Origin of the sequence: Paenibacillus lupini (genome assembly GCF_011761355.1) — a bacterium.
In the GTDB taxonomy this organism is placed as follows: domain Bacteria; phylum Bacillota; class Bacilli; order Paenibacillales; family Paenibacillaceae; genus Pristimantibacillus; species Pristimantibacillus lupini.
Window position 1 is genome coordinate 395,925 of sequence record NZ_JAASRW010000001.1, and the last position, 26,211, is coordinate 422,135.

Consider the following 26,211-nt stretch of genomic DNA (forward strand, 5'->3'; position numbering starts at 1 on the left):
GCCATATGAAAGATTTCGTGTCCGTAGTTACGGAGAGAAGATCTGCAAACAAATTTAATAAAGGTATCGCTATTGAGGATAAAGAACTGAATGAAATCTTTGAACTAGTCAAATACGCACCGTCATCTTTTAATTTGCAGCATACTCATTATATTGTTGTAAGGGATGAAGAGCTTAAGCAGCAGGTTTATGAAGCCGCAAATAAGCAATATAAAATTCAGACCGCTTCTGCAGTCATTCTTGTTCTTGGTCATATGGATGCGCACTTAAATGCTGCGGAAATCAACGAGGGATTACTGAACTTAGGAGTCATAAATAAACAGGAATTTGATTTTACTGTTTCTTCGGTTCAGCAATTTTATGAAGAACGCGGGGAGGCCTTCAAACAAGATGAGGCGATTCGAAATGCTAATCTTTCCGCTATGTTGTTCATGCTCGCAGCCAAAGAAAAAGGATGGGACAGCAGCCCAATGATAGGCTTTGACCCGGAAGCAATTAAAACACTATTAAACGTCCCGGATCGCTATGTTCCTGCGCTGCTTATTGCAATTGGAAAAGAAGATACATCAAGCCGCAGAATACGTGGTTATCGCAAACCGGTTGGTGAGTTTGTTAGCTTTGAACGTTTTTGATTACATAAGTGTGAGTAGAAAGGGTGAGTAAACAGAAAAGGATGCAGTCCTAATGGGCTCCATCCTTTTTTGTTTGATTTATAAGAGATCGGCACGAAACCGGCTTGCTAGTAAACGGGTAGCCTGACTTGGATCAATATCGTAGACTAACAGCGCTTCTTCTCCAAGTGGAGCTGCGCATAAGCGTTCACCTAAAGGTGAGATAAGAGCCGACGAGCTTTTTTGATTGTCCAAGGCATAGTTCACACTGGCGAAATAAATGTTATTTTCCGTGCTTCTACCTATCATAGCTTGGTTGTAAAACTCAGGATTATCAACGTCCCCAGTAAATTGTGGATGGAAAACAATGCTTGCTCCTCTAACGGCCGCCCATCTTACAGTCTCCGGGTATCTCCAGCCTTCATGGCAAATGACAATTCCGAATTTAATCTGTTTGAATTCGAACAGATGGCGACCTTCGCCCGCGACATATCCGAAGAAGTCCTCGCCAGGATCTATTTGGTTCTTTGTCTGGTAGCCTAACAGCTCACCTTGCTCATCGATGACGAAGGCGACAAGGTGCAGGCCAAGTTCATCCTGCCACTCCATTGGTAAAATGACTGCTACCCCAGCTTGCCGTGCATGTTCACGGACTTCAGCGATAGCGGATTGTTGGAACTTATGATCGTAATCTTCAACCTCGTACCCAACGCCTCTTAAGCCAGGAATAATGGATTCCGGAAAACAGATCAGATCACAGTTTTGCTGGGAAGCTTGTTCGATTTGCTCTATAACTTGAGTTAATCCATCTGCAGCAGAGTGGGGGAATTGCGTTTGTGCTAATCCAATTCTCATGATTGTCTACCTCTCCTCAACGAGCTTGTCATGTGTAAGTATAACATGTAAATTTATTGTTTTTATAATCAATTAGATATATAAATAATGTTTAACGTATATTATAATCCAAATATAAAGCGCTTTCATTACTGTGTGAAGTCTGCAGCTTCCATAAGGCGTTTGCCACAAACATCCTCTATGCAGCGCCTGTCTGTATCCCACATCAAGCTAGGCTCCAATTACTTCAGATCATCCAACCAGATCCCTCAAATTATTCGCAAATCACACCTTGGAAGGAGGTGGATTCGCACACGTTCCATATGCAGTGGAGTATGACAAAGCTAGAATGAATGCCTGACGGAGGCTGGATTTCGACTGCTTATTTCCCGCTTCCGATCTTATACCGAGAAGAGGTACAGATAATGGGAATGAACGTAAAAAGGGTGTGGATTAAAACAATAGGCTTAGCCTTATTAGCCTGTATGATGCTAATGGGGGAAGCTAGTGCATTTGGTCCTTCAACGATGTATACATCACCTTCAACAGATCCTGGGCCAGGAACCTTGTATCCTAGAGCGATCCGGCTGCAATACAATGGAACTTCCAACGGTACTATGCTGTCTACCTTTGAGCATTATGTTAATGGAACACCAACATTTCCGATTTACCGCAGTACGGACGGAGGTGTAAGCTGGACTCAGATTTCCCAGGTTTCGGATACGGTAAATGGTTGGGGTATGCGTTATCAACCGTTCTTGTATGAGCTTCCGCAAGCCATTGGCAGTATGCCAGCAGGTACTTTACTATGTGCGGGCAACTCCATCCCATCCGATTTGTCGCAAACGAAGCTTGATCTATACAAAAGTACGGATAAAGGATTGACCTGGACATTCGTAAGTTCGATTGCAACTGGCGGGAAAGCAGATCCAAATGGCTCTTACGATCCCGTATGGGAGCCGTTCCTGCTCGTGGCTAACAACAAGCTCATTATGTACTACTCGGATGAGCGCGATGCTTCACATAACCAAAAGCTTGTTCACGTTACCTCGACGAACGGTACAACATGGAGCTCCGCAGTAGAAGACATTGCATTGGCAGATTCGACGAAACGTCCAGGTATGTCTACCGTTGCGAAGCTTGGCAATGGCAATTACATCTTGACTTATGAATACGGAGGATCGCCAAACGGCAACTTTGCGGTTTATTACAAAATATCTTCCAATCCGGAAAACTTCGGAGCTGCTACAGATCCAGGTACTGTACTTAAAACAAGAGATGGTGTTATTCCTTCAAGCTCTCCATATGTTGTCTGGCTCTCTGGTACTGGACCAAACGGAACAATTGCTGTATCATCCAACTCCAGCACAGATCTCTATTTGAACTCGGAAAACGGTGCTTCAGATACGTGGACAAGAGTAAGTACAGTTGTGCCACAAGGATACAGCCGTGCCTTATTGCCGATGGCTGATAACCACAACGTACTTATTTTGACAGGCGGACCACTTGGCAGTGGACATAACTCGGTTAGATACGGCAGCAAAGAGTTAGGTGACGCAGCGCAAATTCACCAGCTGGAATCCAGCCGATATGCAGGATACTATATGCGCCATTATAATTTCTTGGCTCGAATTGATACGAACCCGTCTCCGATCAATGATTCCAAATTCCGAATGGTGCCTGGCCTGGCAGACTCCGGCGGTGTATCCTTCGAATCCATTAACTTCCCTGGTTATTACTTAAGACATTATAACTATGTGCTTCAAGTAAGCCGTAATGACGGAACAACAACATTTAATCAAGATGCTACGTTCTATCAGACAGCGGGTCTTGCGAACTCGGCACAAGTCTCGTTCAGGTCGTACAACTTCCCGACTTATTACATCAGACAATTGAGCTATACCAGCATGCGGATTGATCCGCTTAGTGCATCAAGCTCGACAACAGATAAACAGGATGCTACGTTTATTATTCATTAATGTAGTGAGGCTGCCAGGCGACTGGCAGCTTTTTTAGTGTGAAGGGAATTGAGTAGTGAATCTCAAAGTCGTTTTATGAACAGGTATTCAGCATTCCAGTCGTATATGAAGATGACAACTCTGCCGTATTTGATTTCGCCAACCCGACGCCACGAGCTTATTGCTCCTGAGGTAGTCGCAAGCAGAGAGAACGGCTCGCGGTTCCAGTTCACAATTCGGGTTGATGATGTGGATGCTGTCTGTGCTGAGCTCAAAGTACATGGTGTTGCCATTCTTAACGGTCCTATGGACAGGCCGTGGGGTGTACGCACAGCAAGCTTCACGGATCCAGGCGGACATATTTGGGAGATAGCGCAACAGTTGACTTAATAGAGTTCAGTATTTAAATGCTCGTAAAAATCCCCGGCCTTCGCCATAAGCGAGAGCCGGGGATTTATCCATTTAACCCTGCTTCAAACGAAGCATCATCGTCCAGAGATCAGAAGATTCATAGCCGAGGCGCCAGGCGGCAACGCCGGCAAGGTCGTATTTTTTAGCAATATTAATTCGTGCTTGTACGCTGCTTGCGGTCTCCGCCCAGAATACATAGGTGAAGCCGTCTTTCACGTATTTGTATTTCGTTTGACCTGGAGTAGCAGGGTCGGAGACACCAACTGCGTTCGTATCTGCGATCAGCTTCGGAATGTCGCTCATCAGGACTGCACGGTTGCTGACTAGGTTGCCAGAGCCGTCGACTTTCCACTCTCGTACATAGAAGGGAATACCAAGCATCAGCTTACTGCGAGGTACACCGTAGGTAAGGAATTGCTGAACACCAGCTTCCACCCAAGGCAGGCTCGCAACAGATCCTGCTGTTGATGCTCCGCTCCAATGCTCGTCATACGCCATGATGATAATCGTATCCACGACTGCTGCAAGAGCTGCATGATCATAAGCGGTCAGATGGTCCCAGGACACGTCCCCACGCGGAAGATCGATGGATACTTTCAAGCTTTTTGCATGAGCAGCCTTCGATAGAGCAGTGACAAATGAGGTATATGCCGCTCGATCTGTACCCGCTACTTCTTCGAAATCGATATTAACCCCGTAAACACCTAGTGCAGCAAGCTTTGTCACAAGACTCGAAATAAACTGCTGTTGAGCCTTGGAATCCGCAAGGAAAGCCGTTGTCATCTGCTTATCGAAATCATTTGAGACAAGCGGCATCACTTGTATGCCATGCGATTCTAGGCTGGTTACCACTGCAGGATCGGACAGATCAGTTAGTGAACCGTCGGCATCTTTAAGCTCGAACCAGGAAGGGGAGTCGATCGACAATCCTTGAGTCTTTGCCGTCTGGTTCAAGATGGTCTCACTGTTGGAGGAACCGTTCCAAGCCAGATAAACCAGGCTCTTCGTGTTGCTCCAAAGCTTGCGTCCATCCGCATTCTGGACATAGCTATTTGAATATCCTTTCGCATAAGCAACTGCTGAAGCTCTCGAGAAGAAGGATTTCAGTTTGGTATCACCTTGATAGACGGCTAAGTAAGGCACGCTTGTCCACCAAGTTGTTCCGTTATGTTTGACTTCTGAGTTTCCGAAATATTTGGCGTATTGCAAGGCGGGATCAAGAGCAACAAATGATTTAATGGTTTTGCCGCTTTGCAGTACATCGTAGGTTGGCACTTTCGAGTGTACAATAAGGCCGGAAACATTATTAACGACGGTGCTGCTAGGAATAGCTGAGGCTGCTTTTATCGCATCGTATAGAAAAGCATACGTTTTTGTCCCCTCAACCTGGACCTTATCTACTTTAATAGAGTAGACGGCATTGCCGCTTCGTATTTTCTTCTCCGTTGCTTCCGTCATATTGTCCCAAATCCAGCTGTTAGAAGACAGCTCCATGATATGAGCATTTGTCCAACTCTTTGCTTCCTTTTTTGCCGCATCTAACGTCGTGAAGCCCCAATTCGTATTGGTTTTATCACCTTGATAGAGCTGATATTTCGGATAAGACTGATAAATCCAGCCCGGGCTTTCGAGATCCCGGATATGTACGCTTTTCAAATTCTTGGCTGCGGCCAGTGCCTCATTGTACGTGCGATATTCCCATTTCGTGCTGGAAGTGCCGCCTTGATAAATCTTGTACTTGGGCAGATTGTCCCACACCCATACACGGCCCGTAATCGCTTCCACATGACTGTACTCAAAGCCTGAAGCGTAAGCGATCGCCTGCTTATCGGTAGCAAATTCACGCAATGCTCGATCGTTCTGATAGACGCGATACTTGGTCATTGTGCCGGAAACCGGGCTAGCTGCCATGCTGGCTGCACATAACCCAATGGTTTGGGCAACAAACAGAAGCAGAACCGCCGCCGATAGTTTTTTGAACATGCTTTTCTATCACACTCCTCTCAAAGTCTACTAAATTAGACGCAATGGAGCCGATTAGGTTGCGATAAAATTTGGCATGTTCTCCAGTGTAAATATTACCAAGAGTTCGAGCTTGACAGCACTGATGGATAAAAAAAGTGGAAAAGAATAACAATAAGGCCATGAAGGAAAAAGCTGGATGAGGTGATGTGATGGCACAGCTGTATGAGCGGCTGAACCTGAAGGAGCTGCTTGATGGTGATGGCGTGGAGCCATTAGAGCTTGAAAAAAGCCTGTGCGAGGTGTGGGGCGTCAATCGATATCTCGGTGGTAATCCCGCTTTGTTTGTTCATTTGGAAAAGCTTATGCGGGGGCTTAATCAAGCTGAGCCTATTCGAGTGCTGGATGTGGCGACGGGGCTTGCAGATCTGCCAATTGCTTTTGTGAAATGGTGTGAGAAACGAGGTCGGAGGGCAACTGTTGTTGCCGTCGATAATCATCCACAAATTGTAGAGCTCGCAGCACGCAGGACAGATGCCTATCCGTCAATTGAAGTGCTAAATGCAGATGGTACAGCACTTCCCTTCGAGGACAACAGTTTTGATATCGCCTTTTGCAACCTTGCGCTTCATCACTTGGACGAAGGTTCTGCGGCGAAGCTGTTAGGGGAAATGTCCCGCGTTACCCGCTCAGGCTGGGTAGTGACAGATTTAGAAAGGCATCGGCTTGCTTATTGGGCTGCTAAGCTGCTCGCAAAGTTTGTCTGGAGGAGTCCAGTGACGCGGCATGACGGTCCACTTTCGGTACAGCGCTCCTTCACTGAGCAAGAAGCGAAGCAGCTGGTCCAGCAAGCGGGTGTCAAAGCTACGGTACATAAGCATTTTCCATTCCGTTTGGCAGTTGTTGGCCATGAATAATTATGATGTGATCGTGGTGGGGGCAGGCCCATCAGGAAGCACATTGGCGAAGTTACTTGCCGGCAGTGGTGTCCGAGTTTTAATGCTTGATGCAGAATCCTTCCCGCGTCGCAAACCGTGTGGAGAATCGCTTAATCCTGGTGCAGTTGCTGCATTGGGAAGAGTGGCGGGATACACGAATGTGGAACAAGCTTTTGATTTTCCATACAGCCATTTAAACGGATGGCGGGTTGTAAGCGGAAAAACAACGCTAGAAGCAGCTTACCCGAAAGGGGATTTTGGCATAGGCTGCCGTAGAGAAGTAATTGATCAATGGATGGTCCAGCAAGCCACACGGGCAGGGGCGATTTTCGAGCAGCGTACGAGAGTCGAACGCTTGATCTGGGAAGGGGACAGGGTAACGGGTGTTGTTGCACGTTCTCCTGAAGGAAGACCTCTAACCATACGTGCAGCTATTGTTGCAGGAAGTGATGGACTACGATCGGTCGTTGCAAGAAGTGCCAAAGTGAACCGATATGGACCTCTTCGAAAGGCAGCATTCACCATGCGGCTTAATGGGATGCAAGGGTTAAGCGGTAAAGTTGAACTATTTACAGGGCCGCATGGAAAAGTAATTGGACTTGCTCCCATTGGTGGTGGACAAGCGAATATGACCGTTGCATTAGATAGTAACCAATCTTCAGCACTTGCAGGGCGAGAACGTTCTGCATATGTACTCCAAGAAGCAAGAGCAATACCGGAGTTATTCGATCGCTTAATCGAGGCGGAGATTGAAGGAGAAGTTTTGGCATGCGGCCCATTCGACCGTCCTGTTCTACCTCATTTCATTGAAGGTATGGTGCTGCTCGGTGATGCAGCGGGTTATTATGATCCATTAACCGGGCAGGGGATATATCGAGCACTAAGAAGCTCCGAAATTGCGGCGCCGGCATTACTGCAGTCGCTTCAAAGTGGAAGATCGGAGCCGATCCGCCAATTTGTGGTTGATCGTAACCAGGAATTTGCATTTGGTACCAAGTTGCAGCACTTCATAGAACGACTAAACAGGCAGCCGCTCATATGGCGATCAGCCTTACGGTTAGTGGGGGCAGTACCACTGCTTAGGAATAAGCTGGCGGAAGTAATAGGAGATTGTCCGAAGGAGGCACAGCCATGTATACCCGTAATGAAATCACCATAAATTGCGATCAAGAAACGGCTTTTCAATATGCTCGGCAGGTGGAAAGATGGCCATTGCTGCTTCCACATTATCGGGGAGTTCAGTTTGAAGAGGGCAGCAGCGATCAGGGCGGACTCGTGATGATGAAGGCGGTTAGACCGTTTAAGCCATTCGGATGGCCGGTATGGTGGGTCAGCCAGATGGATATCGATCAGCAGCGCCGCACGGTCTTTTACAAGCATGTTCGAGGTGTGACGGCAGGAATGGAAGTGGAGTGGCAGATTGAGCCGCAAGGGCAGAAGGATCAGGTGAAAGTCGTTATTATCCATCGTTGGCTGCAGCCTCCATTTGGCCGAAAGCTTGCTTCGGGGATGATTGGCGACTTATTCGTCTATGTCATAGCGGATCGGACGCTGCAAGGACTTAAGAGGCAAATCGAACAGCAAGAAAAACAGGAAGAGGTGAGCTGATATGGCAGAGATCAAAGCAGTTGTGACTGGAATAGGCTGTGTAACACCTATTGGTATTGGTGTAGAAGCGTTATGGACAGGGGTACAGCGTGGAGAGAGCGCGGTTAAGCCGATCGATAGGTTTGTACCGGAAGGGCTTCGCAGCCGGATCGCTGCGCAAATCCCGCAGTTTGACGCAACAGCTTTTATGGATAAGAAGCGTGCACATCGGATGGATCGTTATTCGCAGCTAGCGGTAGCGGGAGGCATTATGGCGCTTCGTGATGCAGGGCTGGATGCGCAAGATATAGAGTCGGAGCGGGCTGGCGTATTTATGGGATCTGCTCTTGGTGGAATCGCGTTTGCCGAAGAGCAGTGCGGCCAATATATGCAAGGTGGATTCCGTTCTGTATCACCGACACTTGGTTTCTCGGTATTCGGAGGAGCGGCTTCCTGTAATCTTGCGATGGAATTTGGTTTTACTGGTCCGAATGAGACCAATTCGATGTCCTGCGGCTCTGGAGCTGTTGCGATCGGACGAGCGCTACAGGCTATTCAACGAGGGGAAGCAGATGTTGTTATTGCAGGGGGCTCAGAAGCGCCACTTGCTCCTTTATCGTTTGGTGCATTTGATATGCTGCGCGCCATGTCCACACGTAATGAAGAGCCATCAAGTGCAAGCCGACCATTTGACCGGAATCGTGATGGCTTTGTAATGGGTGAAGGCTCGGCTATTCTCGTCATTGAAGCAGAGCATCATGCCCGTGCTCGTGGCGCACGAATTTATGGAGAGCTAGCTGGATTTGGGTTAACAAACGACGCTCATCATATGAGCGCACCTCTGCCAAGCGGGGCACAGGCGGCCCGAGCGCTGAAGATGGCACTTGCCAGTGCAGATATGTCGCCGGATGATGTCGGGTATGTAAATGCACATGGTTCTTCTACGATGTTAAACGATGTGACGGAATCGAAAGTGATTAGAAGTGTATTCGGCAGCCGGCCTGTTGCGGTCAGCGGTACGAAAGGATTGTACGGTCATCCGCTTGGCGCTTCCGGTGCGATTGAAGCAGCTATTACGCTGCTATCTCTCAGCAATGGCTGGCTTCCGCCAACGACGAATTTGCTTGATCCTGATCCGGAAGCGGAGATCGATCTGGTTGCACGACATGCAAGAGAGGTTCGAGCAGACGCGGCAGTATCTAATTCCTATGGCTTCGGCGGCGTGAACGCCGTGCTTGCGTTCCGCAGAGCATAAATAAAGGGCATCTTCCCAAAGGGAGATGCCCTTTATTTTTTACATTACCCGATACTCTGCGCTTCTTCTTTGAAGGTTGTGCCCTTCGCTGTTAACCGATACAGACCATATACAACAGGATTCACTTGTGCCAATCCTGCCTTCACTAAGTCTTTAAGTGACTGATTAACACTGTATAGATTTCCCGAATCTTTGGGAAGACGTTCGCTGAGCTGCACGGGTGACAACCATTCTTTTGTTAGGGTTAGCAACACGGTTTGTTGAGTTGGAGTCAAATTCATTCTTTCTTCCTCCTGCTTTGTTAGGTCATCATTTATAACTATACGTTCTGATTGACGGATAGATTCAAAGTATATTTAAGCTGCTCAATTAAGCGGCAATAAAGAATGTGAATCGCTCGGCCTGAACTCGAATATTGTAGGAATAAGGAGAAGGGCTGGTATTACTCAGATCGGAAGGGCGGGATTCAGTATGGAAATACCCGTTTATCGCCCGCAATGCCATGTTAGATTCATAACAGCAGCTGCTTTATTTGATGGGCATGATGCATCAATCAATATTATGAGGCGGATTCTGCAAGCATCTGGTGTTGAGGTTATTCATCTTGGCCATAACCGGTCGGTTCAGGAAGTGACGAGCGCTGCGATTCAAGAGGATGTACAGGGGATTGCAATCAGCTCTTATCAAGGCGGACATATCGAGTATTTAACGTATATGTACGATGTATTAAAGCAGGCAGGAGCCGACCATATTAAAATTTTCGCAGGTGGCGGCGGGGTTATTATTCCTTCAGAGATTGAAGCTTTACATCGTTACGGAATTGCAAAAGTATTCTCTCCGGAAGACGGTCGTATGATGGGGCTTCAAGGTATGATCAATTACATGATTGAGGCAAGTGATCATCCTACGCCAAGACAGGCTGAGCAGGATCTTAAGGGGCTGAAATCCAGAAATTGTGGAGCGATTGCTAGGCTTATATCGGCTGCCGAAGATAAAGCGGCCAATCTGTTTTTGGATCACACGACAACAAATGTCCTGCAACAGCTGCATGAGCAAATTCCTGAGACGCCGGTACTTGGCATTACAGGAACAGGAGGAGCGGGGAAAAGCTCACTCACTGATGAGCTGGTCCGCAGGTATCTTGATTATTTTCCATACCGAACCATTGCCGTTATTTCGATTGATCCTACCAAGAGGAAGTCGGGTGGAGCGTTGCTTGGCGATCGGATTCGGATGAATGCGATCCATGATCCAAGAGCTTATATGCGCAGTATGGCAACTAGAAACTCTCGTTTGGAGATTAGTGACGCCACGAAAGACGCCATTGCTGTCGTCAAACAAGCCGGTTATGACTTTATTATTATCGAAACGAGCGGGATCGGCCAAGGTGGTGCTTCGATCGTCGATCTATGTGATGTATCGATGTATGTGATGACGAGCGAATACGGAGCGTCTACTCAACTCGAAAAGATCGATATGATTGATTACGCCGATATCGTCATTATTAATAAGTTTGAACGCCGCGGCTCGGAGGATGCACTCCGGGATGTTCGCAAGCAGTTTAGAAGAAGCAGGCGGCGCCTTGAAGGGGTTCCTAACGAGCAGCTTCCTGTATTCGGGACTATTGCAAGTCAATTTAACGATCCAGGTGTGACGATGCTTTTTCATCATGTGATGAAGCTCATTGAGGACAAAGCAGGTGGAGATTGGCCGCTAATGCGAAATATCCCTTATGAGCAGGCTGCTAAGAAAAAGGCAATCATCCCTCAAGAGAGAACCGGATATTTGCGGGAAATTATACAAACCGTCCGTTACTATAAAAAATTTACCGAAGAGCAGATCGCCGTCGTCCGAACGATTGCCCAGCTGAAAGGCACGCGCCAACTGATTCACGCCAATCAAGGAAGGCTTCTGACAAATGAAGAGACCGTTCTTTTCGCTGAAAAGCTGGATGCCATGCTGATGGAATGGGAGGATGATCTGCATCTGGACTGCCGGAAACAACTGTCGGATTGGCCGGATGTCCGCAGGTCCTATCAGCAATATGTGATGGAATCGCTTTCTGGAAGTCTTGTACCGAAGGTCAGCTTACCAAAGTTTCATGAGGCAGGTGAACTGCTTCGCTGGCTGCTGAAGGAGAATTTGCCTGGTAAATTCCCTTATACTGCAGGCGTATTCGCCTTCAAACGAACCGATGAGGAACCAAAACGCCAGTTTGCAGGGGAAGGGACTCCCGAGCGGACGAACCGGCGTTTTCATTATCTATGCCGGAATGATGAAGCGAAGCGTTTATCCACTGCCTTCGATAGTGTGACCTTATATGGGCAGGATCCAGGCGACCGTCTCGATATCTATGGGAGAATCGGGAATAGCGGAGTTAATGTGTGTACGCTGGATGATATGAAAAAACTGTACGAAGGTTTTGATCTATGCCTTCCTTCCGTCAGCGTATCGATGACAATCAATGGCCCGGCTCCAATCCTTCTTGCCATGTTTATGAACACGGCTATTGATCAGCAGATTAATATATTTGCAAGTGAGCAAGGGCGTCAGCCGGATGAAGTGGAGTATGCATCAATCAAGGCGCGAGCGCTGCGTTCTGTTCGAGGGACGGTGCAGGCGGACATTCTGAAGGAGGACCAAGGACAGAATACCTGTATTTTCAGCACCGAATTTTCTCTGAAAATGATGGGTGACATCCAGCAATATTTTATCGATCATAACGTACGCCATTATTATTCGGTCAGCATCAGCGGGTATCACATTGCAGAGGCAGGGGCGAACCCAATTACACAGCTGGCTTTTACGCTGGCGAATGGATTCACCTATGTGGAATACTATTTGGCGCGCGGGATGCACATTGATGATTTTGCGCCTAACCTGTCTTTCTTTTTCAGTAATGGCCTGGACCCTGAGTACAGCGTGATGGGGCGGGTAGCGCGCCGGATTTGGTCGACTGTCATGAAATACAAGTATGGGGCAAATGAGCGGAGTCAGAAGCTGAAATATCATATACAAACTTCAGGCCGTTCGCTGCATGCGCAGGAGATGGACTTTAACGATATCCGAACGACGCTGCAGGCTTTAATGGCGACTTATGATAATTGCAATTCTCTTCATACGAATGCGTACGATGAAGCTGTTACGACGCCTACGGAAAGCTCCGTACGCCGGGCGATGGCGATCCAGCTTATTATTAATCGGGAGTTTGGGCTTGCGAAGAACGAGAATCCGCTGCAGGGTTCTTTTATCGTTGAGGAGTTGACTGATCTGATGGAGGAGGCTGTACTCGAGGAGTTTCAGCGAATCCATGATCGTGGAGGCGTACTTGGGGCAATGGAAACGCAATATCAGCGGGGCAAAATCCAAGATGAATCACTATTTTACGAGCAAAAGAAACATACGGGGGAGCTGCCGATTATCGGAGTGAATACGTTCTTGAATCCAGAACCGGGAGAAGAGCATTACGAGATGGAGCTTGCACGTTCCACGGAAGAAGAGAAACAAGCGCAAATTCGTCATTTGCAGGCTTTCCAAATGAAGCATCAGCAGAAATGTGCAGAAGCATTGGACAGTTTGAAGAAGGCAGCCAAATCAGACGAGAATCTGTTCGAGACTTTGATGGAGGTTGTGAAATTCGCGTCTATCGGCCAGATTACAAATACTTTATTTGAGGTTGGAGGGCAATATAGAAGGAATATGTAACTCAGGAATAGAAAATATAGGTAAAACAATTCGAATGAGAGGTGAAGACTTGAAACGAATTGTAGTTGGGCTAATGGTCTTCTGCTTAATTATTCTCAGCAGCTGCAGTCATGGTGAAAATGTCTACTCAGGTATTGATAGCAAAGATATTCCTCAAGTAGCGAAGTCCAAGGAAGTCTATTCGTTTCAAGGGCATAGTGATAACTGGGCTGTGTCGGTGTTTATTTATAAGCTTCCAGGAACTGAACGGTATGATTCTGTGAGCTTCTTAAAGTTTCTAGGGCCTAAACCTTTTCCAACAGGAGAAATCAGAACGAATTATGATGGCGGCAGCGGGTTTGTTGGCGGCAGTGGTGCGATTATTACGGAGGATGTAGCTGTAAGCGGGATTTATTTGTTGCTCTTAAACGTAGCGAAAGCTGTACCTGATAAGAATACGGTCATCAAATTACAGGTTATATGGGACGGACAATCCGACTATTTTGACCTAAAGCTTAATCGGAGGTAAATCAATCGTGCTTGTTCTTACATTTCTACTAACGGTTATGAACTCTATTTTATTATTTATCATTTATCTTAATCTTCCAAAACGGGATATTACGAAAGAAGCTATCGATCAAGCATGGGCGAATGACCGTGTGAAGCGGGAAGAGAAGTAGACAGGTATAGAAAAAGCCTCCAACCCCACTCTTGCAGTGGAATTGGAGGCTTCCGTCATTTCTAATCTAATCTTCGATGTCCGCCCACATCTCTTCGTCCACATCCAGCTTAATATTGGAGCGGAAGACGCGGCGGTTGTACTGCCGGTACATATATTGCTCAATCGCCTCGAGCAGATTTGCTTCGATAATATATTGGCTCCGACCTTTAACCCATACTTCTGCGGTGAAGCCGTACTCTTCATCCCAGGACAGCTGCACCTCCACGTCCGAAGGTTGCACGCCTCTGCGATCTGCCATATGCAGACAAACGGCATTAATAATTTCGTCCGTGTAAATTCTTGTCATTAGTAAGGTCTCCGTGTATCGGGATTATTTTTCTTCTTAAACATTCGGAACAGCGAGATAACAATTCTTACGAGCACGAAGATTGCAAGCAAGTTGATGATCAGACCAAAGAACTGACCCATACCGCCCATGCTGCCCATCATGCCGCCAAACAACATACCTGCGATTCCGCCTACGAGCATGCCTTTCATAAAGCTGCCTCCGCCGAAAAAGCCTTTGCTTGCCGTTGTGCCTGTTTTAGATGTTGTTGCACCAGTGTTTGTCTTCGTACCAGAAGTTGATTCTGATGCCGCTGGCTTCTTAGGTGTTGTCGTGTAGCTTTGTTTTGGCGATTTGAATCCGCCGCCTCGTTTTGCAGCATCCGCTTGACCAAGACCAAATGTCAGGAACAAAGCGAAAGCGATCATGACCAGTAACCCTTTTTTCATTGTGTACTTCTCCTCCTGCTTCGATGTGTAGAGTATTCGTTGCTATCATACACATTTACGGCTAATATTAACGGAGGTTTCAAAATTTTTTATACACAATGTTCCAAATCATATATATGAACAGGGGAGAACCCATATGTCTTATCCTTCAGCTTATATCTCCTACTTGGTGGAATTTAATGGTACACGGGATTTTTTCGAATGTCATGAGCTGCTCGAGGAGTACTGGAAAGAGCATCCGGATGATCCGCGGGCATCCATTTGGGTAGGTCTCATTCAACTCGCAGTAGGTCAATATCATGAACGGCGCGGCAACGAAAAAGGCGCAGTCAAGATGTACGAAAAAGCGCTAGAGAAGCTGGATGAACAGTCGATTGACGAATTAGGCCTTGATGGCAGCGATGTTATAGCCGAATTATCACGCCATTATGGTTATTTATCGCGAGGAGAGCGGACGCCTTATCAGGATATGACGTTAAAAGTGACTGATCTGGGTCTAGAACAGCATTGTATTCAGCTATGCGACACGTTAAATGTGCAGTGGGGGAGTATCAGCCCAATGGATGAGGAAGCGCTTATCCACCGACACAAATTACGTGATCGCAGTGAGGTAATAGCAGAGCGGGCCGCGGCAGCAGAAACGAAAAAAAGGAACCGTCCATTGCAATAAGCGCTGGGTCCGGTTCCTTTTTGTTTTATTTCAAATGTGTGTATCCATCTACGATCAGATCCAAAGCACCTGTATCCGGGTGAATGGCCATCCCGTGAACTGGAATATTTGGTGGCAGAAGCGGGTGGTTACGCACGATGCTTACGCTCTTTTCAACGCTTTCTTTCAAGTTGTCAAAGCCGGTCAGCCAGCGGTTAAGGTCAACACCGGAGTTGCGAAGAGTATCGATTGTTTGCTGCGGAATGCCGCGTTCCAGCATATGGCCTACTACCGTATCCGGGTTGATGCCAGTCATACCGCACTCGTGGTGGGCAATAATAAAGACTTCGTCTGCCTTGAGCTCATAGAGAGCAACAAGCACGCTTCGCATAATGTTGCCGAATGGCTGTGTGATGATTGCGCCAGCGTTTTTAATAATTTTTGCATCACCATTTTTCAAGTTCAACGCTTTTGGCAGCAGCTCGATGAGACGGGTGTCCATACAAGTGACTACTACAATTCTGCGGTCAGGAAATTTATCAGTCAGATACTGCTCATAATCTTTGTTTTCTACAAAAGCCTGGTTGTGAGTTAGAATTTTCTCTAAATTGTTCATTTGGAAAGCCTCCTAAATAAGTTGAATATTAGTTCTTTAAAAAACGTAGGTTCAGCGTGTAAATCTGATTGTCGCTCTTAAGACTGTAAAAACCGCTTGATACATTATAATCAATGCGAAGCTCTGGCTCAAAGAAAACTTCATGCCGAGGTTCATACCAGAACGGGAATGGATCGCCTTGTGTCAGCTTGTCATCCGGGCCGCCTTGCTCGATTAATTGGAGAGCCGGGACACCGCTGACCACACAGCCGCAGCCTTCGGTATCATGCAGCAGCTTGAGCTGTTTATGGCCATCCTCTATGTAAGGAGTTAAGGCCTCTACAGCAGGAGCAGTAAAAGTAATGCGCATCGTATGATCCTCTCTTTCTCTCTACTCTACTAAAGACGAAAAGGTTAAAGTTGATTATACGTTTTGTAATCGGTAAGATCAAGTTATGCTCTGCTGAAAATGAGCAATTCGAAATAGGGAAGGTGGATGGAACTATGACGGTACATAATGAAACAACAACAGCAAAGTTTATGGAAACAATCCGTAAAATTAAAAGCTATGAGGAAGCGCTTGGCCTTCTGTATTGGGATCTTCGGACAGGGGCACCGCGTAAAGGCATGGATACTCGTTCGGAAGTAATTGGCGTTTTGTCCGGGGATATGTTCAAGTTATCAACATCGCCAGAGCTTGGCGAATATTTGAACGAACTGGAGCAGCCTGCAGCGCAAGAACAGCTCTCCGAAATCGAGCGTAAACTCGTCAGCGAAACGCGGAAAGACTATGATCGAAGCGTCAAAATTCCTCCAAAGCTCTATCAGGAATATGTTGTCCTATCTTCGCAAGCAGAATCCAAGTGGGAAGAAGCAAAAGCGAATAATGATTATGCCAGCTTCCAACCTTACCTCGAAAAGGTTATCGATTACACGCAACAGTTTATTGATTTGTGGGGGCCAAAGGCAACCCGCTATGATACATTGCTTGATCAATATGAGCCAGGCATGACGACGGCAGAGCTGGACCGCGTTTTTGGCGGCTTGCGTGAACAATTGGTTCCACTTGCTTCTGCGATTGCAGCTTCACCACATCAGCCGGATACTTCATTCCTTGGTCAAAAATATGATAAACAAGCACAGAAAGCATTCAGCCTGTTCATTCTGAATCAAATGGGCTACAACTTCGAAGCCGGACGCCTAGACGAAAGTGTTCATCCATTCGCAACAGGTCTCAATCCAGGTGATGTCCGGATTACCACACGTTATCTAGAGGACGATGTAACGAGCGCACTCTTCGGTACAATTCATGAAGGCGGACATGCACTGTATGAGCAGAATCTGATGCCAGAGCTGATCGGAACGACACTTTGCACAGGTACATCGATGGGTATTCATGAATCACAATCGCGTTTCTGGGAAAATGTGATCGGCCGCAGCAAGCCGTTCTGGGAGCAGTATTTCGGCAAGCTGCAGGAAAAATTCCCTGGACAGCTTGATGTGTCCGTAGAAGATTTCTATCGGGGCATTAACGTTGTTGAGCCATCCCTCATTCGGATTGAAGCGGATGAGCTGACGTACAACCTGCACATTATTATTCGTTATGAGATCGAGAAAATGATCTTTAATGAAGGAGCTAAGGCTGCAGATCTGCCACAGATCTGGAACGACAAGTACAAGGAGTACCTTGGAATCGAGCCTCCATCGAATGCCGAAGGCGTGCTGCAGGATGTGCACTGGTCCGGTGGAGCATTTGGCTACTTCCCATCTTACTCGCTTGGTAACATGTATGCGGCTCAAATCGCCGATACAATGGAGCGGGAGCTGGACGGCTTCTGGAATCTGGTAGGGCGCGGCGAGCTGCTTCCGATCAAGGAATGGCTGACAGAGCGGATCTACAAGTTTGGTAAGCTGAAGTCGCCTTCGGAGCTGATCCAAGACGTAACCGGCAAGCCTCTTGATCCTCAGCATCTGGTTACTTACTTGGAAAGGAAATATAAAGATATTTATAAGCTGTAATTTATGGTTGTCTTAAAGGTGCCGCAGGAGAATATTCCTGCGGTTTTTTTTGTTTTAACGGAGCATTTTGAATGATTCTGTAGAAGCGTTAGCGTTTGTTTTTGTTCACGGATTCCATCCTCGATTTATTTATTCAAGGAATTCAGGAACAACGGCAATCGGAAGAACATTCAAAATGCGGAGTGCATAGGCTATTGTACTTACTTAATTTGAGTATCTACAGGAGGATTAGAGATGAAGAGAAAGCTATGGCTGTCGCTGCTCCTCATTGTGGCGTTGACAACAACGGCTGCATTGGCGGGCTGCGGCAAAGGAAGCTCGGAGAAAACAAAGCTGACCATTGGCGAAGTAACACGGTCGGTCTTTTACGCTCCAGAATATGTGGCTCTTGCAAAAGGCTTCTTTGCAGATGAAGGGCTGGACGTGACGCTGACGACAACAGCAGGCGGGGACAAAACAATGACAGCACTGTTGTCCAACTCGATTGATGTTGCACTTGTTGGTTCGGAAACATCTATTTATGTGTATCAGCAAGGCTCGGATGACCCGGTTATTAACTTTGCGCAGGTGACGCAAACCGATGGTACGTTCCTTGTGGCGCGTAATGATGCGAATTTTGATTGGAACAACTTAAAAGGTTCAACTTTCCTCGGACAGCGTAAAGGTGGAATGCCGCAAATGGCAGGTGAATTTACGCTGAAGAAGCATGAAATTAACCCTCAAGAAGATCTGGAACTGATTCAGAACGTGGATTTCGCGAATATCGCTCCTGCATTTGCTTCTGGTACTGGGGATTATGTACAGCTGTTCGAGCCAACGGCATCTGTATTTGAGAAAGAGGGTACTGGCAAGGTTGTCGCATCATTTGGTGTAGAGAGCGGTCATCTGCCTTATACCGTGTTTATGACGAAACAAAGCTATATTAAGAAAAATACAGCTGTGATCCAATCGTTTACAGATGCTATTCACCGTGCGCAGCTATGGGTACAGGAGAATGACGCCGCGACGATAGCAGAAGTTGTTGCGCCTTACTTCGATAATGTGGATAAAGACATTCTGATCAGCTCGATTGATCGTTATAAGCAGCAAGGCTCTTATGCTACTGATCCAATCATTGATGAAGGCGAATGGAATAACCTGCTGGATGTCATGACTTCGGCTGGAGAGCTGAAGGAACGTACAGAGCATGACAAAATTGTTGATAACAGCTTTGCAGAAAAAGCAATTGAAGATGTGGAGAAGTAAGGCCACTTATGTGGTAATTCTTTAATATGATGCTTACGAAGTAAGAATCACCACAAAATGGCTAATATCAAGCCATTTATGTGGTAATTCTTTTTGGGAGGGACTACAATGGCTGGCGAAGATTATCGACTCGAGCTTAAGGACGTATCCCATGTTTATGTCAACGAGAAGGGGGCTTCCTTGGCCGTCGAGAAATTAAATTTGACGGTACGGCGCGGCGAGTTCGTCAGCCTCGTCGGTCCTAGCGGCTGCGGCAAAACGACCATTCTTAGTATGCTGGCGGGTTTATTTCCTCCAAGCAGCGGACAGGTGCTTCTTGCTGGGGTGCCTGTCCTTGGTCCGTCAAAGCTGGTTGGCTATATGCTGCAGCAGGATTTTTTGTTTCCATGGCGGACGATTCGAGACAACGCTGCGATTGGACTTGAAATAACCGGCGGTAAGACAGCAGCAGCCTTGAAGGAAGTAGATCGGCTTCTGACCGAGCTGGGATTGCCAGGTTCAGGGACCAAATATCCGCATGAGTTGTCTGGCGGTATGCGGCAGCGCGTTGCCTTGGCGCGTATGCTGGCAACCAATCCGGAGGTTATGCTGCTGGATGAACCCTTTTCTGCGCTTGATCTGCATATTAAGCTTCAGCTTGAAGATCTAGTTGATGAAACGCTGACACGTCTAGGCAAAACGGCAGTTCTCGTTACCCATGATCTGGCGGAAGCCGTTGCCATGAGTGATCGAGTGATCGTGCTTGCCGCGAACCCAGGAAGAATCGTAAAGCAGCTTGAAGTACCGGAGGAGATCCGGCAGGTTACCCCGATGGAGGCACGTAAGCTGCCGGGCTTCCAGGATGTTTTTGATCAGCTGTGGGCAGAGCTTAATCGTGTGGAAGGAGGCGGCGGGCATGCCGAATAAATGGCCTAAAAAGAATATTTCGTTATCCGGTATTCAAGAGGATCGCGTAAGTGATATGAAGGAACTTCATACGCAGTATAAGCAGAAGGCAAGACGGCTTACCGCAGCTGTTGGAACCACTCAAGCTGCGATTTTACTGCTGTTCATTGCCCTATGGGAAGCAGCAGGCCGACAAAGATGGATTGACCCGCTGCTGTTCAGTTATCCTACCAAGCTTATTAAGCAGCTGTGGAGCTCCATGGCTGACGGATCCATCTGGCCGCATATTGGGATGACGGTATCAGAGACGATTATCGGATTTTTACTGGGTACACTGGTAGGTACAGCGATTGCTGCACTGCTTTGGTGGTTTCCTTTTCTATCAAGGGTACTTGATCCTTATCTTGTCGTATTGAACAGTTTACCGAAGGTAGCGCTTGGACCACTGTTTATTGTCAGTCTCGGACCGGGTTTCACTTCAATTGTGGCGGTAACCTTATCGGTGACCGTTATCATTACAACGATCAATATTTATAACCGGTTCAGAGAGATAGACGCCGGTTATATAAAGGTTGTCCGATTGTTTGGTGCGAATAGGGCACAGTTGTTCCGCCTTGTAATTTTGCCAGCGTCCTTTCCTGTGATCATCTCAGCGTTAAAAGTTAACGTAGGCCTTGCCTGGATTGGTGTAATTGTAGGGGAGTTCCTCGTTGCGAAGCTTGGACTCGGTTATTTGATGATTTATGGATTCCAGGTATTTAACTTTACCCTCGTACTATCGACCCTGATTGTAATCGCGGTCGTTGCGACCATCATGTATCAACTTGTGTCGATATTGGAACGGAAGTTGACGTCAGGCTGGCGCGAGCGTTAGGATAAGGTATTAATAAATCCGAACGTGAGGGAATTTAGTGGGTATTCGCATTATCAAAACAGCTCTAGCAGCCATTATAGCCATTTATACGGCTGTATATTTTCATTTGGATCCGCCGCTTGGTGCGGGTATTCTTGCTATTCTCGGTGTTGAAGTCAGCCGGATGAAAGGGCTGAAGAGCGCTATTGAGCGTTTCGTCGCTTCTTCACTGGGACTTTTTTTTGCCTCTTTGGCATTTATAATTTTTGGTTTTCATATTTGGGTCGTGGCGTTATTTATCTTAATGACGTTCCCGGTATTGGCACGGTTTAACCTAAAGGATGGAATTGTGACAAGTGCGGTTATCGTTTTCCAGCTGTTTGCTCATGGTGAAGTAACGGTTGATGTGCTTGTGAATGAAGTCCTTCTTATGCTTGTTGGTCTCGGCTGGGCGACGGTCATTAACTTTATCTACATGCCGAAGGATCAACATCTGCTTGAATCGCTCAAAGGTTCCGTAGAACGGCTATTTGGTATTGTTTTTACCGAGATGGCTTTAACACTGCGTAATCCTTCTCACATCTGGAACGGAAGTGAGCTGCTTGAGGCTCACAGGATAATAGAAGAAGGCGCGCGTAGAGCGGTGCTGAACAAGGAAAATCGTTTAATCGGCCAGGAGCATTATTGGTCTACTTACTTTGAGATGAGACGTCTGCAGCTGGAATCGGTTCAAGGGATGCTCGAGGAACTTGCGCTTGTCTATGAGAAGCTGCCGCAGAACGAACCGCTGGCAGAAATATTGGAGCTGCTCTCTGAAGAAGTCAAATCTGAGGTCTACCGGGGGATTACGGAGCAACGCTTGTCCGATCTTAGGCAGATGTACCGAGCAATGGAGCTCCCAAGAACACGTGATGAATTCGAAGTTCGTGCTGCCATTTTGAAGATGAGGATGGAGCTTGAAAGATATTTGGAGATTGCGAAGAGATTAAAGAAAAGAAATGTCATGTTAGACAAAGCGGTGCCATAAAATAAAGAGGGATAAAATTCGTGGCGGCGCGGGAAAAGATTCAGTCACCCTAGACGAATGACCTGCATACACTTTAATTGAATGATTGTATGGAGGAGGTTAAATCGATGACATTTGCAGATAAACAGCTACAAGGTAGAGAGATTATAACGAAAGCTGTCTGCGGGAAAGGTCGTAAGTTTTCCACTGTCTCTCATACCGTAACACCGCCTCATCATCCGACTAGCATCTTAGGTGCATGGATAATCAACCACCAATATGAAGCGGTCAGATCGGGCGACGGCATTGAGGTAATAGGTACTTACGATATCAATATTTGGTATTCGTACAGCAAAAACTCGCAAACGGACGTAGCAAAAGAATCCGTACATTATGTTGAGCATGTTCCTCTTTCTTATCTGGATCCGAAGCATCGGTCTGCTACAGAAGAAGTATCTTCCGATTGCATCCAAGAGCCAAACTGCATTGAGGCGAACATCTCATCGAGCGGTTCAGGTGTTACGGTTCGTGTTGAACGCGAATTTGCCGTAGAAATGATCGCCGAAACGAAGGTTTGGGTAGCCTGCTTCCCAGGCGGCTACGACGACGGTAAAGAACTTGACTTCGGTCTCGGCGACGGGGACTACGAGGATTTGGATCCGGATTTACTGGACGACGAACTGTAATCCGGCTTTCCGCTTCTGTACTGTAAGATATGCCGCGAGAGCGGCAAATTCGAGGGCGAAAGCCCTCTTTTTGTTGAATTCGCACAATTTGGGCATGGGTTACGGGGATTCGAATCGAAGCAGAAGAAGGTGGCGGGATGGCTGGAAACCGGCTGAACCGGCTTGATGCAGCAGTCATGACTGACCAAGAGATGCTCCGCAGGTGGCACCGCGCCGGCCTTTCCCGTGAGCAGCAGGAAGACGAGAGGTTATTTCGTGTTGGTATTGCTAATTTGGCTCTCCTTGAGCTGAGAAGGATTAACAGGTTAGGAAAGCCGATAGGAAGTGAAGAGGCGATTGTGCAGGCTCTAGACCGTCCTGCTGAGTGGCCGGAAGATGGGATGCTTCGTCGTGTCATCCGAACAGCTATTGCCGGTTTATACGCCGTAGGCATTGATATTGGAGAGGCTGATGTTGCACTTGGTACGGACGGACGCGCATCGATGAGAGCAGCACGAAAGATGCGGAAGACTCCTCCAGCAATATGGGAAAAGGATAGCTTACCGCAGCATGCTAAGCTTCTTATCGGGGCTGATCCGGAATTTGTACTGATTCGGCCAGATGGCAAAATCGCACCTGCCTCACGGTATTTGGGTGAAGGCGTTGGCGGTGCTGCGGGCAGCGACGCGATGCTGGTTGGGCGGCGGCTTGTTTATCCCGTCGCCGAGCTTCGGCCTGAGCCAGCCGCCGATGTGGCGGGGCTCGCCGCTAATGTGCGGCGGCTCTTGTTTCGCGCCGCCGAGCTTGTCCGCGACCCGAGCCTCCGCTGGGCCGCGGGTGCCATGCCCGTGCCGGGGCTTGCGCTCGGCGGGCATATCCATCTGAGCGGCGTGCGGCTGACGCCGCGCCTGCTCAGGCTGCTCGACAGCTACGCGGCGATGCCGCTGGCGCTTGTCGAGGATCCTGCCGGACGCGGGCGTCGCCCCCGCTACGGCATCTTGGGCGATTACCGCCTGCAGCCGCATGGCGGTTTCGAGTACCGCACGCTGCCGAGCTGGCTCGTGTCGCCGGCAGCGGCAAAAGCCGCCTTCGCGCTTGCGCTTCTTTGCGCGCGCGAGGCGGATGCCCTGCATGACATACCCGCTCTTGATGAGCGGTATGTCGAAGCTTACTACGCCGGCGACCGCACAGAGCTCGCCGGCTGCCTGGACCGTGTCGCCGCAGCAATGTCGGCGACAGACAGCTACGCCGCGCTGGCGCCGTACATCGAGCCTGTGCTCGATGCGGCGAAGCGCGGCGTTACTTGGGATGAGCGGGCTGACATCCGCGTCAAATGGCGCATCCCGCGCCCTGAATAAGCTTCATTTTTTCAATATTACTTAATAATGCCATGCTTCTTAAGGGCATCAAGCATTTTGCTCGCGCGCTGGGTATACGTATGCGAAGCGATGGCCTGGCGTCCGTTTAATCTTACCCGTTCACGTTCTTTTGGATTGGCCAAATAATGCCGGACTAGTCGAAGGGTTTCTTGAGGAGAAGAAGAAAGCGCCGCATCCCGCCCCGATTGTAGAAGCTTTCTCACTCCACTGGTATTACTGGTGAGCAGGAAACCACCCGAGCCTACGATTTCATAGGTTCGCTGAGTGGCCATATCCGTATAATTTTGCAGTCCAAGCATAATCTTCGCAGAGCTGTATACTTGATTGGCATTTTTGTAGGGAATAGGCTTCTTAATCCAGGACTTCGGTAATGATCGTCCCAGGAAAGGCTTCATCAGATGCCAATTACGTCCGTAGAAATCGATCCGGTATCCCGCCTTGATGAGCGGCCGGATCAGGATATCGATCGTTTTGCGCCTGTATAACTTAGGGTAACGCTTTAGAACATCGGGATAGGCATTGGCTACAACAGCAATGTCTGCTTTATATTTGGCTATTGGACGAACCCGCCTGTGAATATTGGAGTGGAAGCCAAAATCCATATAATCACACGGATAGCCTAATTTACGGAAGGTTACAGCGGTCTTGGCGGAAATGGTGAACACATACTCAGGCTTCATTCGTTTCAATAAAGGCAGTGTAAATTCTTCAGTGAAATTAGGGTCTTCCACCGACCAATAGATAATCGGAATTTTGTGTGTATCAGCTAGCTTTCGTATGAGTGTTTGCTTGGCAGGCGTATGATCATAACCCCACCCCACATAAAAAAACAGATCAGGTTTAAACTCATTTATTTGGGTGGTAATGGAGCGTAAGGTAACAGGTCCTGACATGCGAACCTCATGCCCCAAATCCCTCAGGCCATCGGGGAGTCCGTACCGCCATATCCCGCCGCGTTCCAGGAACAGAATTTTCATACTCTCACCGTCCCTTTGCAGATAATCCGATCTCCTTCTTGCCTAAAATACCTTCCTCATAAAGCTTTTGAAGGATAAAGCCAGCCCGAACCGTGTAGGAGTAGGCTGCCGCGGCTTTAACTGCGTTTGCCCGTATACGCTCCCTCAGTTTGGGCTTTGTTTTGTAATACGCAATTAATCTGGCGGTTTCTTGTTCAGAAGAAGTGACAAGTAAATCCTGCCCCGGCTTGAACCATTTGCGAACTTCTGGTGTGTCATCGGTGATCAACAACCCGCCCGAAGCCAGAATTTCATAGGTACGCTGAGTAAGGCGGTCTCTCGCATTCTGCGGTCCAAGCACGTAGTCGACAGAGCTGTATACTTTACTCGCCTCTTTATAGGGCAAATAGCCATGAATACGGTTCGCGGCAATGGGGCTCTTGAAGATCGATTTCATTTCATTCCAGTACCTGCCATACAGATCGGTCTTATAGGCAGAAGAGAGGAAGGGATTAACCAGCCTTCGCAAAGATTGAAACCGATAATTATGCGGGCGTGTCTTAAATAAATTCGGATACCCGTTTGCAACTAGAGCTGCGGTCCCTTTGTACTTCTGCAGCGGCTTCATACGCCGGTGTACGCTTGAATCACTTCCGAAATCCAAATGGGCGGCTCTTATGCCTAATTGCTTAAACTTAGCGACAGTCGGCCGGTGTATTGAAAATACAAAGTCCGGCTTTGTCCGTTTAATTAATGGAAGGGATACACGTTTCGTAAAACCTGGATCCTCGGTGGACCAGTAAATATAGGGTGCTTTTGCATGCTGAACAAGAGACGCAATTCGCTCTTGTTTTTTTGGCTTGTCATTTGAAGGTGTCCAGCTGATCGCTATGATCAGATCCGGTTTAAATTTATCCAATGCTGCATATGTCATCGTTTGAGGCAAACTGGTCATAACCTCATGTCCCAATTTGCGAAACCCGTTAGGCAGACCATGAATCCACATGGGGTGGTTTTCCAGAAACAAGATGTTAAGCCGATGTTTGCTCATTTCTTCTCCCTCGATTTCGGACCTAGTTACTGGACATTGTATTCATTGACAAAGTTGAGGTATAGGCAGCTTCCCAGCCTGGGAGCGCTTTTTCTGACAATCACCTGTATGGCTCGGACCATCGCAGGTTGGCGCGCCGCAATCCGCTTGGTATAATAGCATGATGATGTTTATATAGGATCAAATAATGCTATTAACCTGGGAGGGGCAAC

General features: G+C 47.7%; 27 protein-coding genes. 18 read left to right on the forward strand and 9 right to left on the reverse strand.

Features of this window, described 5'->3' with window-relative positions; translation table 11 throughout:
- Window positions 1-5: 5 nt before the first annotated feature.
- Window positions 6-632 carry a nitroreductase family protein gene (locus FHS17_RS02025; protein ID WP_167273510.1) on the forward strand — a complete coding sequence of 209 codons (627 nt, stop codon included), beginning with the start codon at window positions 6-8 and terminating at the stop codon, window positions 630-632.
- Between the two features lie 78 nt (window positions 633-710).
- Here the strand turns inward: FHS17_RS02025 and FHS17_RS02030 are convergent, their stop codons facing one another.
- A complete protein-coding gene (locus FHS17_RS02030; protein WP_167273515.1) occupies window positions 711-1,466 on the reverse strand; it encodes a carbon-nitrogen hydrolase family protein in 756 nt (251 codons plus the stop codon).
- Between the two features lie 404 nt (window positions 1,467-1,870).
- On the opposite strand from FHS17_RS02030, the gene FHS17_RS02035 reads away from it, so the two are divergent.
- Window positions 1,871-3,424 carry an AbfB domain-containing protein gene (locus tag FHS17_RS02035; RefSeq protein ID WP_167273519.1) on the forward strand — a complete coding sequence of 518 codons (1,554 nt, stop codon included), beginning with the start codon at window positions 1,871-1,873 and terminating at the stop codon, window positions 3,422-3,424.
- A gap of 105 nt (window positions 3,425-3,529) precedes the next feature.
- On the forward strand, window positions 3,530-3,793 hold the full coding sequence (locus FHS17_RS02040; protein ID WP_341805745.1) for a VOC family protein: 264 nt from the start codon (window positions 3,530-3,532) through the stop codon (window positions 3,791-3,793).
- 72 nt (window positions 3,794-3,865) lie between these two features.
- On the opposite strand, the gene FHS17_RS02045 is transcribed toward FHS17_RS02040, so the two are convergent.
- Window positions 3,866-5,797, reverse strand: a complete 1,932-nt coding sequence (locus FHS17_RS02045; protein ID WP_167273522.1) for a glycosyl hydrolase family 18 protein — start codon at window positions 5,795-5,797, stop codon at window positions 3,866-3,868.
- A 191-nt stretch (window positions 5,798-5,988) separates the two neighbouring features.
- On the opposite strand from FHS17_RS02045, the gene FHS17_RS02050 reads away from it, so the two are divergent.
- From FHS17_RS02050 to FHS17_RS02065, 4 genes are read left to right on the forward strand one after another with little or no spacing between them, the layout of a single operon-like run.
- Window positions 5,989-6,693, forward strand: coding sequence for a methyltransferase domain-containing protein (locus FHS17_RS02050; RefSeq protein ID WP_167273526.1), 705 nt, complete (start codon window positions 5,989-5,991; stop codon window positions 6,691-6,693).
- Window positions 6,686-7,873 carry an NAD(P)/FAD-dependent oxidoreductase gene (locus FHS17_RS02055; RefSeq protein WP_167273531.1) on the forward strand — a complete coding sequence of 396 codons (1,188 nt, stop codon included), beginning with the start codon at window positions 6,686-6,688 and terminating at the stop codon, window positions 7,871-7,873. Before FHS17_RS02050 ends, FHS17_RS02055 begins: the two co-directional genes overlap by 8 nt.
- The gene (locus tag FHS17_RS02060; protein ID WP_167273536.1) at window positions 7,846-8,322 is read left to right on the forward strand and encodes an SRPBCC family protein; all 477 of its coding nucleotides are present in this window, start codon (window positions 7,846-7,848) and stop codon (window positions 8,320-8,322) included. The genes FHS17_RS02055 and FHS17_RS02060 overlap by 28 nt, the downstream gene beginning before the upstream one ends.
- A 1-nt stretch (window position 8,323) precedes the next feature.
- Window positions 8,324-9,556, forward strand: a complete 1,233-nt coding sequence (locus tag FHS17_RS02065; RefSeq protein ID WP_167273540.1) for a beta-ketoacyl-[acyl-carrier-protein] synthase family protein — start codon at window positions 8,324-8,326, stop codon at window positions 9,554-9,556.
- 44 nt (window positions 9,557-9,600) lie between these two features.
- On the opposite strand, the gene FHS17_RS02070 is transcribed toward FHS17_RS02065, so the two are convergent.
- Window positions 9,601-9,837 carry a helix-turn-helix domain-containing protein gene (locus tag FHS17_RS02070; protein ID WP_167273544.1) on the reverse strand — a complete coding sequence of 79 codons (237 nt, stop codon included), beginning with the start codon at window positions 9,835-9,837 and terminating at the stop codon, window positions 9,601-9,603.
- A 190-nt stretch (window positions 9,838-10,027) separates the two neighbouring features.
- Between FHS17_RS02070 and icmF the strand changes: the two genes are divergently transcribed.
- The 3 genes from icmF to FHS17_RS02085 are packed head-to-tail and all read left to right on the forward strand — an operon-like array spanning window position 10,028 to window position 13,920.
- Window positions 10,028-13,261, forward strand: a complete 3,234-nt coding sequence (icmF, locus tag FHS17_RS02075; protein WP_167273548.1) for a fused isobutyryl-CoA mutase/GTPase IcmF — start codon at window positions 10,028-10,030, stop codon at window positions 13,259-13,261.
- 49 nt (window positions 13,262-13,310) lie between these two features.
- Entirely contained in the window at window positions 13,311-13,769 is a 459-nt protein-coding gene (locus tag FHS17_RS02080; protein ID WP_167273552.1) for a hypothetical protein, read from the forward strand.
- A 7-nt stretch (window positions 13,770-13,776) separates the two neighbouring features.
- Window positions 13,777-13,920, forward strand: a complete 144-nt coding sequence (locus tag FHS17_RS02085) for a hypothetical protein (RefSeq protein WP_167273555.1) — start codon at window positions 13,777-13,779, stop codon at window positions 13,918-13,920.
- 66 nt (window positions 13,921-13,986) lie between these two features.
- On the opposite strand, the gene FHS17_RS02090 is transcribed toward FHS17_RS02085, so the two are convergent.
- Window positions 13,987-14,268 carry a YxcD family protein gene (locus FHS17_RS02090; protein WP_167273559.1) on the reverse strand — a complete coding sequence of 94 codons (282 nt, stop codon included), beginning with the start codon at window positions 14,266-14,268 and terminating at the stop codon, window positions 13,987-13,989.
- Window positions 14,268-14,696 (reverse strand): hypothetical protein, encoded by a 429-nt coding sequence (locus FHS17_RS02095; protein WP_167273562.1) that lies wholly within the window; start codon window positions 14,694-14,696, stop codon window positions 14,268-14,270. The genes FHS17_RS02090 and FHS17_RS02095 overlap by 1 nt, the downstream gene beginning before the upstream one ends.
- Before the next feature lie 136 nt (window positions 14,697-14,832).
- Between FHS17_RS02095 and FHS17_RS02100 the strand changes: the two genes are divergently transcribed.
- Complete coding sequence (locus tag FHS17_RS02100) at window positions 14,833-15,366, forward strand: DUF309 domain-containing protein (protein ID WP_167273566.1); 534 nt, start codon at window positions 14,833-14,835, stop codon at window positions 15,364-15,366.
- A 25-nt stretch (window positions 15,367-15,391) separates the two neighbouring features.
- Here the strand turns inward: FHS17_RS02100 and FHS17_RS02105 are convergent, their stop codons facing one another.
- On the reverse strand, window positions 15,392-15,961 hold the full coding sequence (locus FHS17_RS02105) for a beta-class carbonic anhydrase (RefSeq protein WP_167273570.1): 570 nt from the start codon (window positions 15,959-15,961) through the stop codon (window positions 15,392-15,394).
- 28 nt (window positions 15,962-15,989) lie between these two features.
- Window positions 15,990-16,310, reverse strand: a complete 321-nt coding sequence (locus tag FHS17_RS02110; protein WP_167273574.1) for an iron-sulfur cluster biosynthesis family protein — start codon at window positions 16,308-16,310, stop codon at window positions 15,990-15,992.
- Window positions 16,311-16,444: 134 nt separating this feature from the next.
- Between FHS17_RS02110 and FHS17_RS02115 the strand changes: the two genes are divergently transcribed.
- The 7 genes from FHS17_RS02115 (at window position 16,445) to FHS17_RS02145 (ending at window position 23,971) form a co-directional block, all read left to right on the forward strand.
- The gene (locus FHS17_RS02115; protein WP_167273577.1) at window positions 16,445-17,959 is read left to right on the forward strand and encodes a carboxypeptidase M32; all 1,515 of its coding nucleotides are present in this window, start codon (window positions 16,445-16,447) and stop codon (window positions 17,957-17,959) included.
- Between the two features lie 234 nt (window positions 17,960-18,193).
- Window positions 18,194-19,204 carry an ABC transporter substrate-binding protein gene (locus FHS17_RS02120; RefSeq protein WP_167273580.1) on the forward strand — a complete coding sequence of 337 codons (1,011 nt, stop codon included), beginning with the start codon at window positions 18,194-18,196 and terminating at the stop codon, window positions 19,202-19,204.
- Window positions 19,205-19,312: 108 nt separating this feature from the next.
- Window positions 19,313-20,110 (forward strand): ABC transporter ATP-binding protein, encoded by a 798-nt coding sequence (locus FHS17_RS02125; protein ID WP_167273583.1) that lies wholly within the window; start codon window positions 19,313-19,315, stop codon window positions 20,108-20,110.
- A 55-nt stretch (window positions 20,111-20,165) separates the two neighbouring features.
- Complete coding sequence (locus tag FHS17_RS02130; protein WP_415639904.1) at window positions 20,166-20,963, forward strand: ABC transporter permease; 798 nt, start codon at window positions 20,166-20,168, stop codon at window positions 20,961-20,963.
- Window positions 20,964-21,000: 37 nt separating this feature from the next.
- Complete coding sequence (locus FHS17_RS30990) at window positions 21,001-21,969, forward strand: aromatic acid exporter family protein (RefSeq protein ID WP_167273592.1); 969 nt, start codon at window positions 21,001-21,003, stop codon at window positions 21,967-21,969.
- Between the two features lie 107 nt (window positions 21,970-22,076).
- Window positions 22,077-22,634, forward strand: a complete 558-nt coding sequence (locus FHS17_RS02140; protein ID WP_167273596.1) for an outer spore coat protein CotE — start codon at window positions 22,077-22,079, stop codon at window positions 22,632-22,634.
- Between the two features lie 137 nt (window positions 22,635-22,771).
- Window positions 22,772-23,971, forward strand: coding sequence for a putative amidoligase domain-containing protein (locus tag FHS17_RS02145; RefSeq protein ID WP_167273600.1), 1,200 nt, complete (start codon window positions 22,772-22,774; stop codon window positions 23,969-23,971).
- A gap of 17 nt (window positions 23,972-23,988) precedes the next feature.
- Here the strand turns inward: FHS17_RS02145 and FHS17_RS02150 are convergent, their stop codons facing one another.
- Both FHS17_RS02150 and FHS17_RS02155 read right to left on the reverse strand, forming a co-directional pair.
- Window positions 23,989-24,969 carry a CgeB family protein gene (locus FHS17_RS02150; RefSeq protein WP_167273603.1) on the reverse strand — a complete coding sequence of 327 codons (981 nt, stop codon included), beginning with the start codon at window positions 24,967-24,969 and terminating at the stop codon, window positions 23,989-23,991.
- Window positions 24,970-24,973: 4 nt separating this feature from the next.
- A complete protein-coding gene (locus tag FHS17_RS02155; protein ID WP_167273608.1) occupies window positions 24,974-25,999 on the reverse strand; it encodes a CgeB family protein in 1,026 nt (341 codons plus the stop codon).
- Window positions 26,000-26,211: the final 212 nt, after the last annotated feature.

Bases quoted from the DNA above. Each gene is read 5' to 3' on its own strand.
- FHS17_RS02140 (WP_167273596.1), top strand. From the start codon at position 22,077: ATGACATTTGCAGATAAACAGCTACAAGGTAGAGAGATTATAACGAAA.
- FHS17_RS02050 (WP_167273526.1), top strand. From the start codon at position 5,989: ATGGCACAGCTGTATGAGCGGCTGAACCTGAAGGAGCTGCTTGATGGT.
- FHS17_RS02065 (WP_167273540.1), top strand. From the start codon at position 8,324: ATGGCAGAGATCAAAGCAGTTGTGACTGGAATAGGCTGTGTAACACCT.
- FHS17_RS02095 (WP_167273562.1), bottom strand. From the start codon at position 14,696: ATGAAAAAAGGGTTACTGGTCATGATCGCTTTCGCTTTGTTCCTGACA.
- FHS17_RS02130 (WP_415639904.1), top strand. From the start codon at position 20,166: ATGAAGGAACTTCATACGCAGTATAAGCAGAAGGCAAGACGGCTTACC.
- FHS17_RS02030 (WP_167273515.1), bottom strand. From the start codon at position 1,466: ATGAGAATTGGATTAGCACAAACGCAATTCCCCCACTCTGCTGCAGAT.
- FHS17_RS02090 (WP_167273559.1), bottom strand. From the start codon at position 14,268: ATGACAAGAATTTACACGGACGAAATTATTAATGCCGTTTGTCTGCAT.
- FHS17_RS02070 (WP_167273544.1), bottom strand. From the start codon at position 9,837: ATGAATTTGACTCCAACTCAACAAACCGTGTTGCTAACCCTAACAAAA.
- FHS17_RS02040 (WP_341805745.1), top strand. From the start codon at position 3,530: ATGAAGATGACAACTCTGCCGTATTTGATTTCGCCAACCCGACGCCAC.
- FHS17_RS02145 (WP_167273600.1), top strand. From the start codon at position 22,772: ATGGCTGGAAACCGGCTGAACCGGCTTGATGCAGCAGTCATGACTGAC.
- FHS17_RS02120 (WP_167273580.1), top strand. From the start codon at position 18,194: ATGAAGAGAAAGCTATGGCTGTCGCTGCTCCTCATTGTGGCGTTGACA.
- FHS17_RS02025 (WP_167273510.1), top strand. From the start codon at position 6: ATGAAAGATTTCGTGTCCGTAGTTACGGAGAGAAGATCTGCAAACAAA.
- FHS17_RS02060 (WP_167273536.1), top strand. From the start codon at position 7,846: ATGTATACCCGTAATGAAATCACCATAAATTGCGATCAAGAAACGGCT.
- FHS17_RS02150 (WP_167273603.1), bottom strand. From the start codon at position 24,969: ATGAAAATTCTGTTCCTGGAACGCGGCGGGATATGGCGGTACGGACTC.
- FHS17_RS02045 (WP_167273522.1), bottom strand. From the start codon at position 5,797: ATGTTCAAAAAACTATCGGCGGCGGTTCTGCTTCTGTTTGTTGCCCAA.
- FHS17_RS02110 (WP_167273574.1), bottom strand. From the start codon at position 16,310: ATGCGCATTACTTTTACTGCTCCTGCTGTAGAGGCCTTAACTCCTTAC.
- icmF (WP_167273548.1), top strand. From the start codon at position 10,028: ATGGAAATACCCGTTTATCGCCCGCAATGCCATGTTAGATTCATAACA.
- FHS17_RS02115 (WP_167273577.1), top strand. From the start codon at position 16,445: ATGACGGTACATAATGAAACAACAACAGCAAAGTTTATGGAAACAATC.
- FHS17_RS02055 (WP_167273531.1), top strand. From the start codon at position 6,686: ATGAATAATTATGATGTGATCGTGGTGGGGGCAGGCCCATCAGGAAGC.
- FHS17_RS02155 (WP_167273608.1), bottom strand. From the start codon at position 25,999: ATGAGCAAACATCGGCTTAACATCTTGTTTCTGGAAAACCACCCCATG.
- FHS17_RS02035 (WP_167273519.1), top strand. From the start codon at position 1,871: ATGGGAATGAACGTAAAAAGGGTGTGGATTAAAACAATAGGCTTAGCC.
- FHS17_RS02100 (WP_167273566.1), top strand. From the start codon at position 14,833: ATGTCTTATCCTTCAGCTTATATCTCCTACTTGGTGGAATTTAATGGT.
- FHS17_RS02105 (WP_167273570.1), bottom strand. From the start codon at position 15,961: ATGAACAATTTAGAGAAAATTCTAACTCACAACCAGGCTTTTGTAGAA.
- FHS17_RS02125 (WP_167273583.1), top strand. From the start codon at position 19,313: ATGGCTGGCGAAGATTATCGACTCGAGCTTAAGGACGTATCCCATGTT.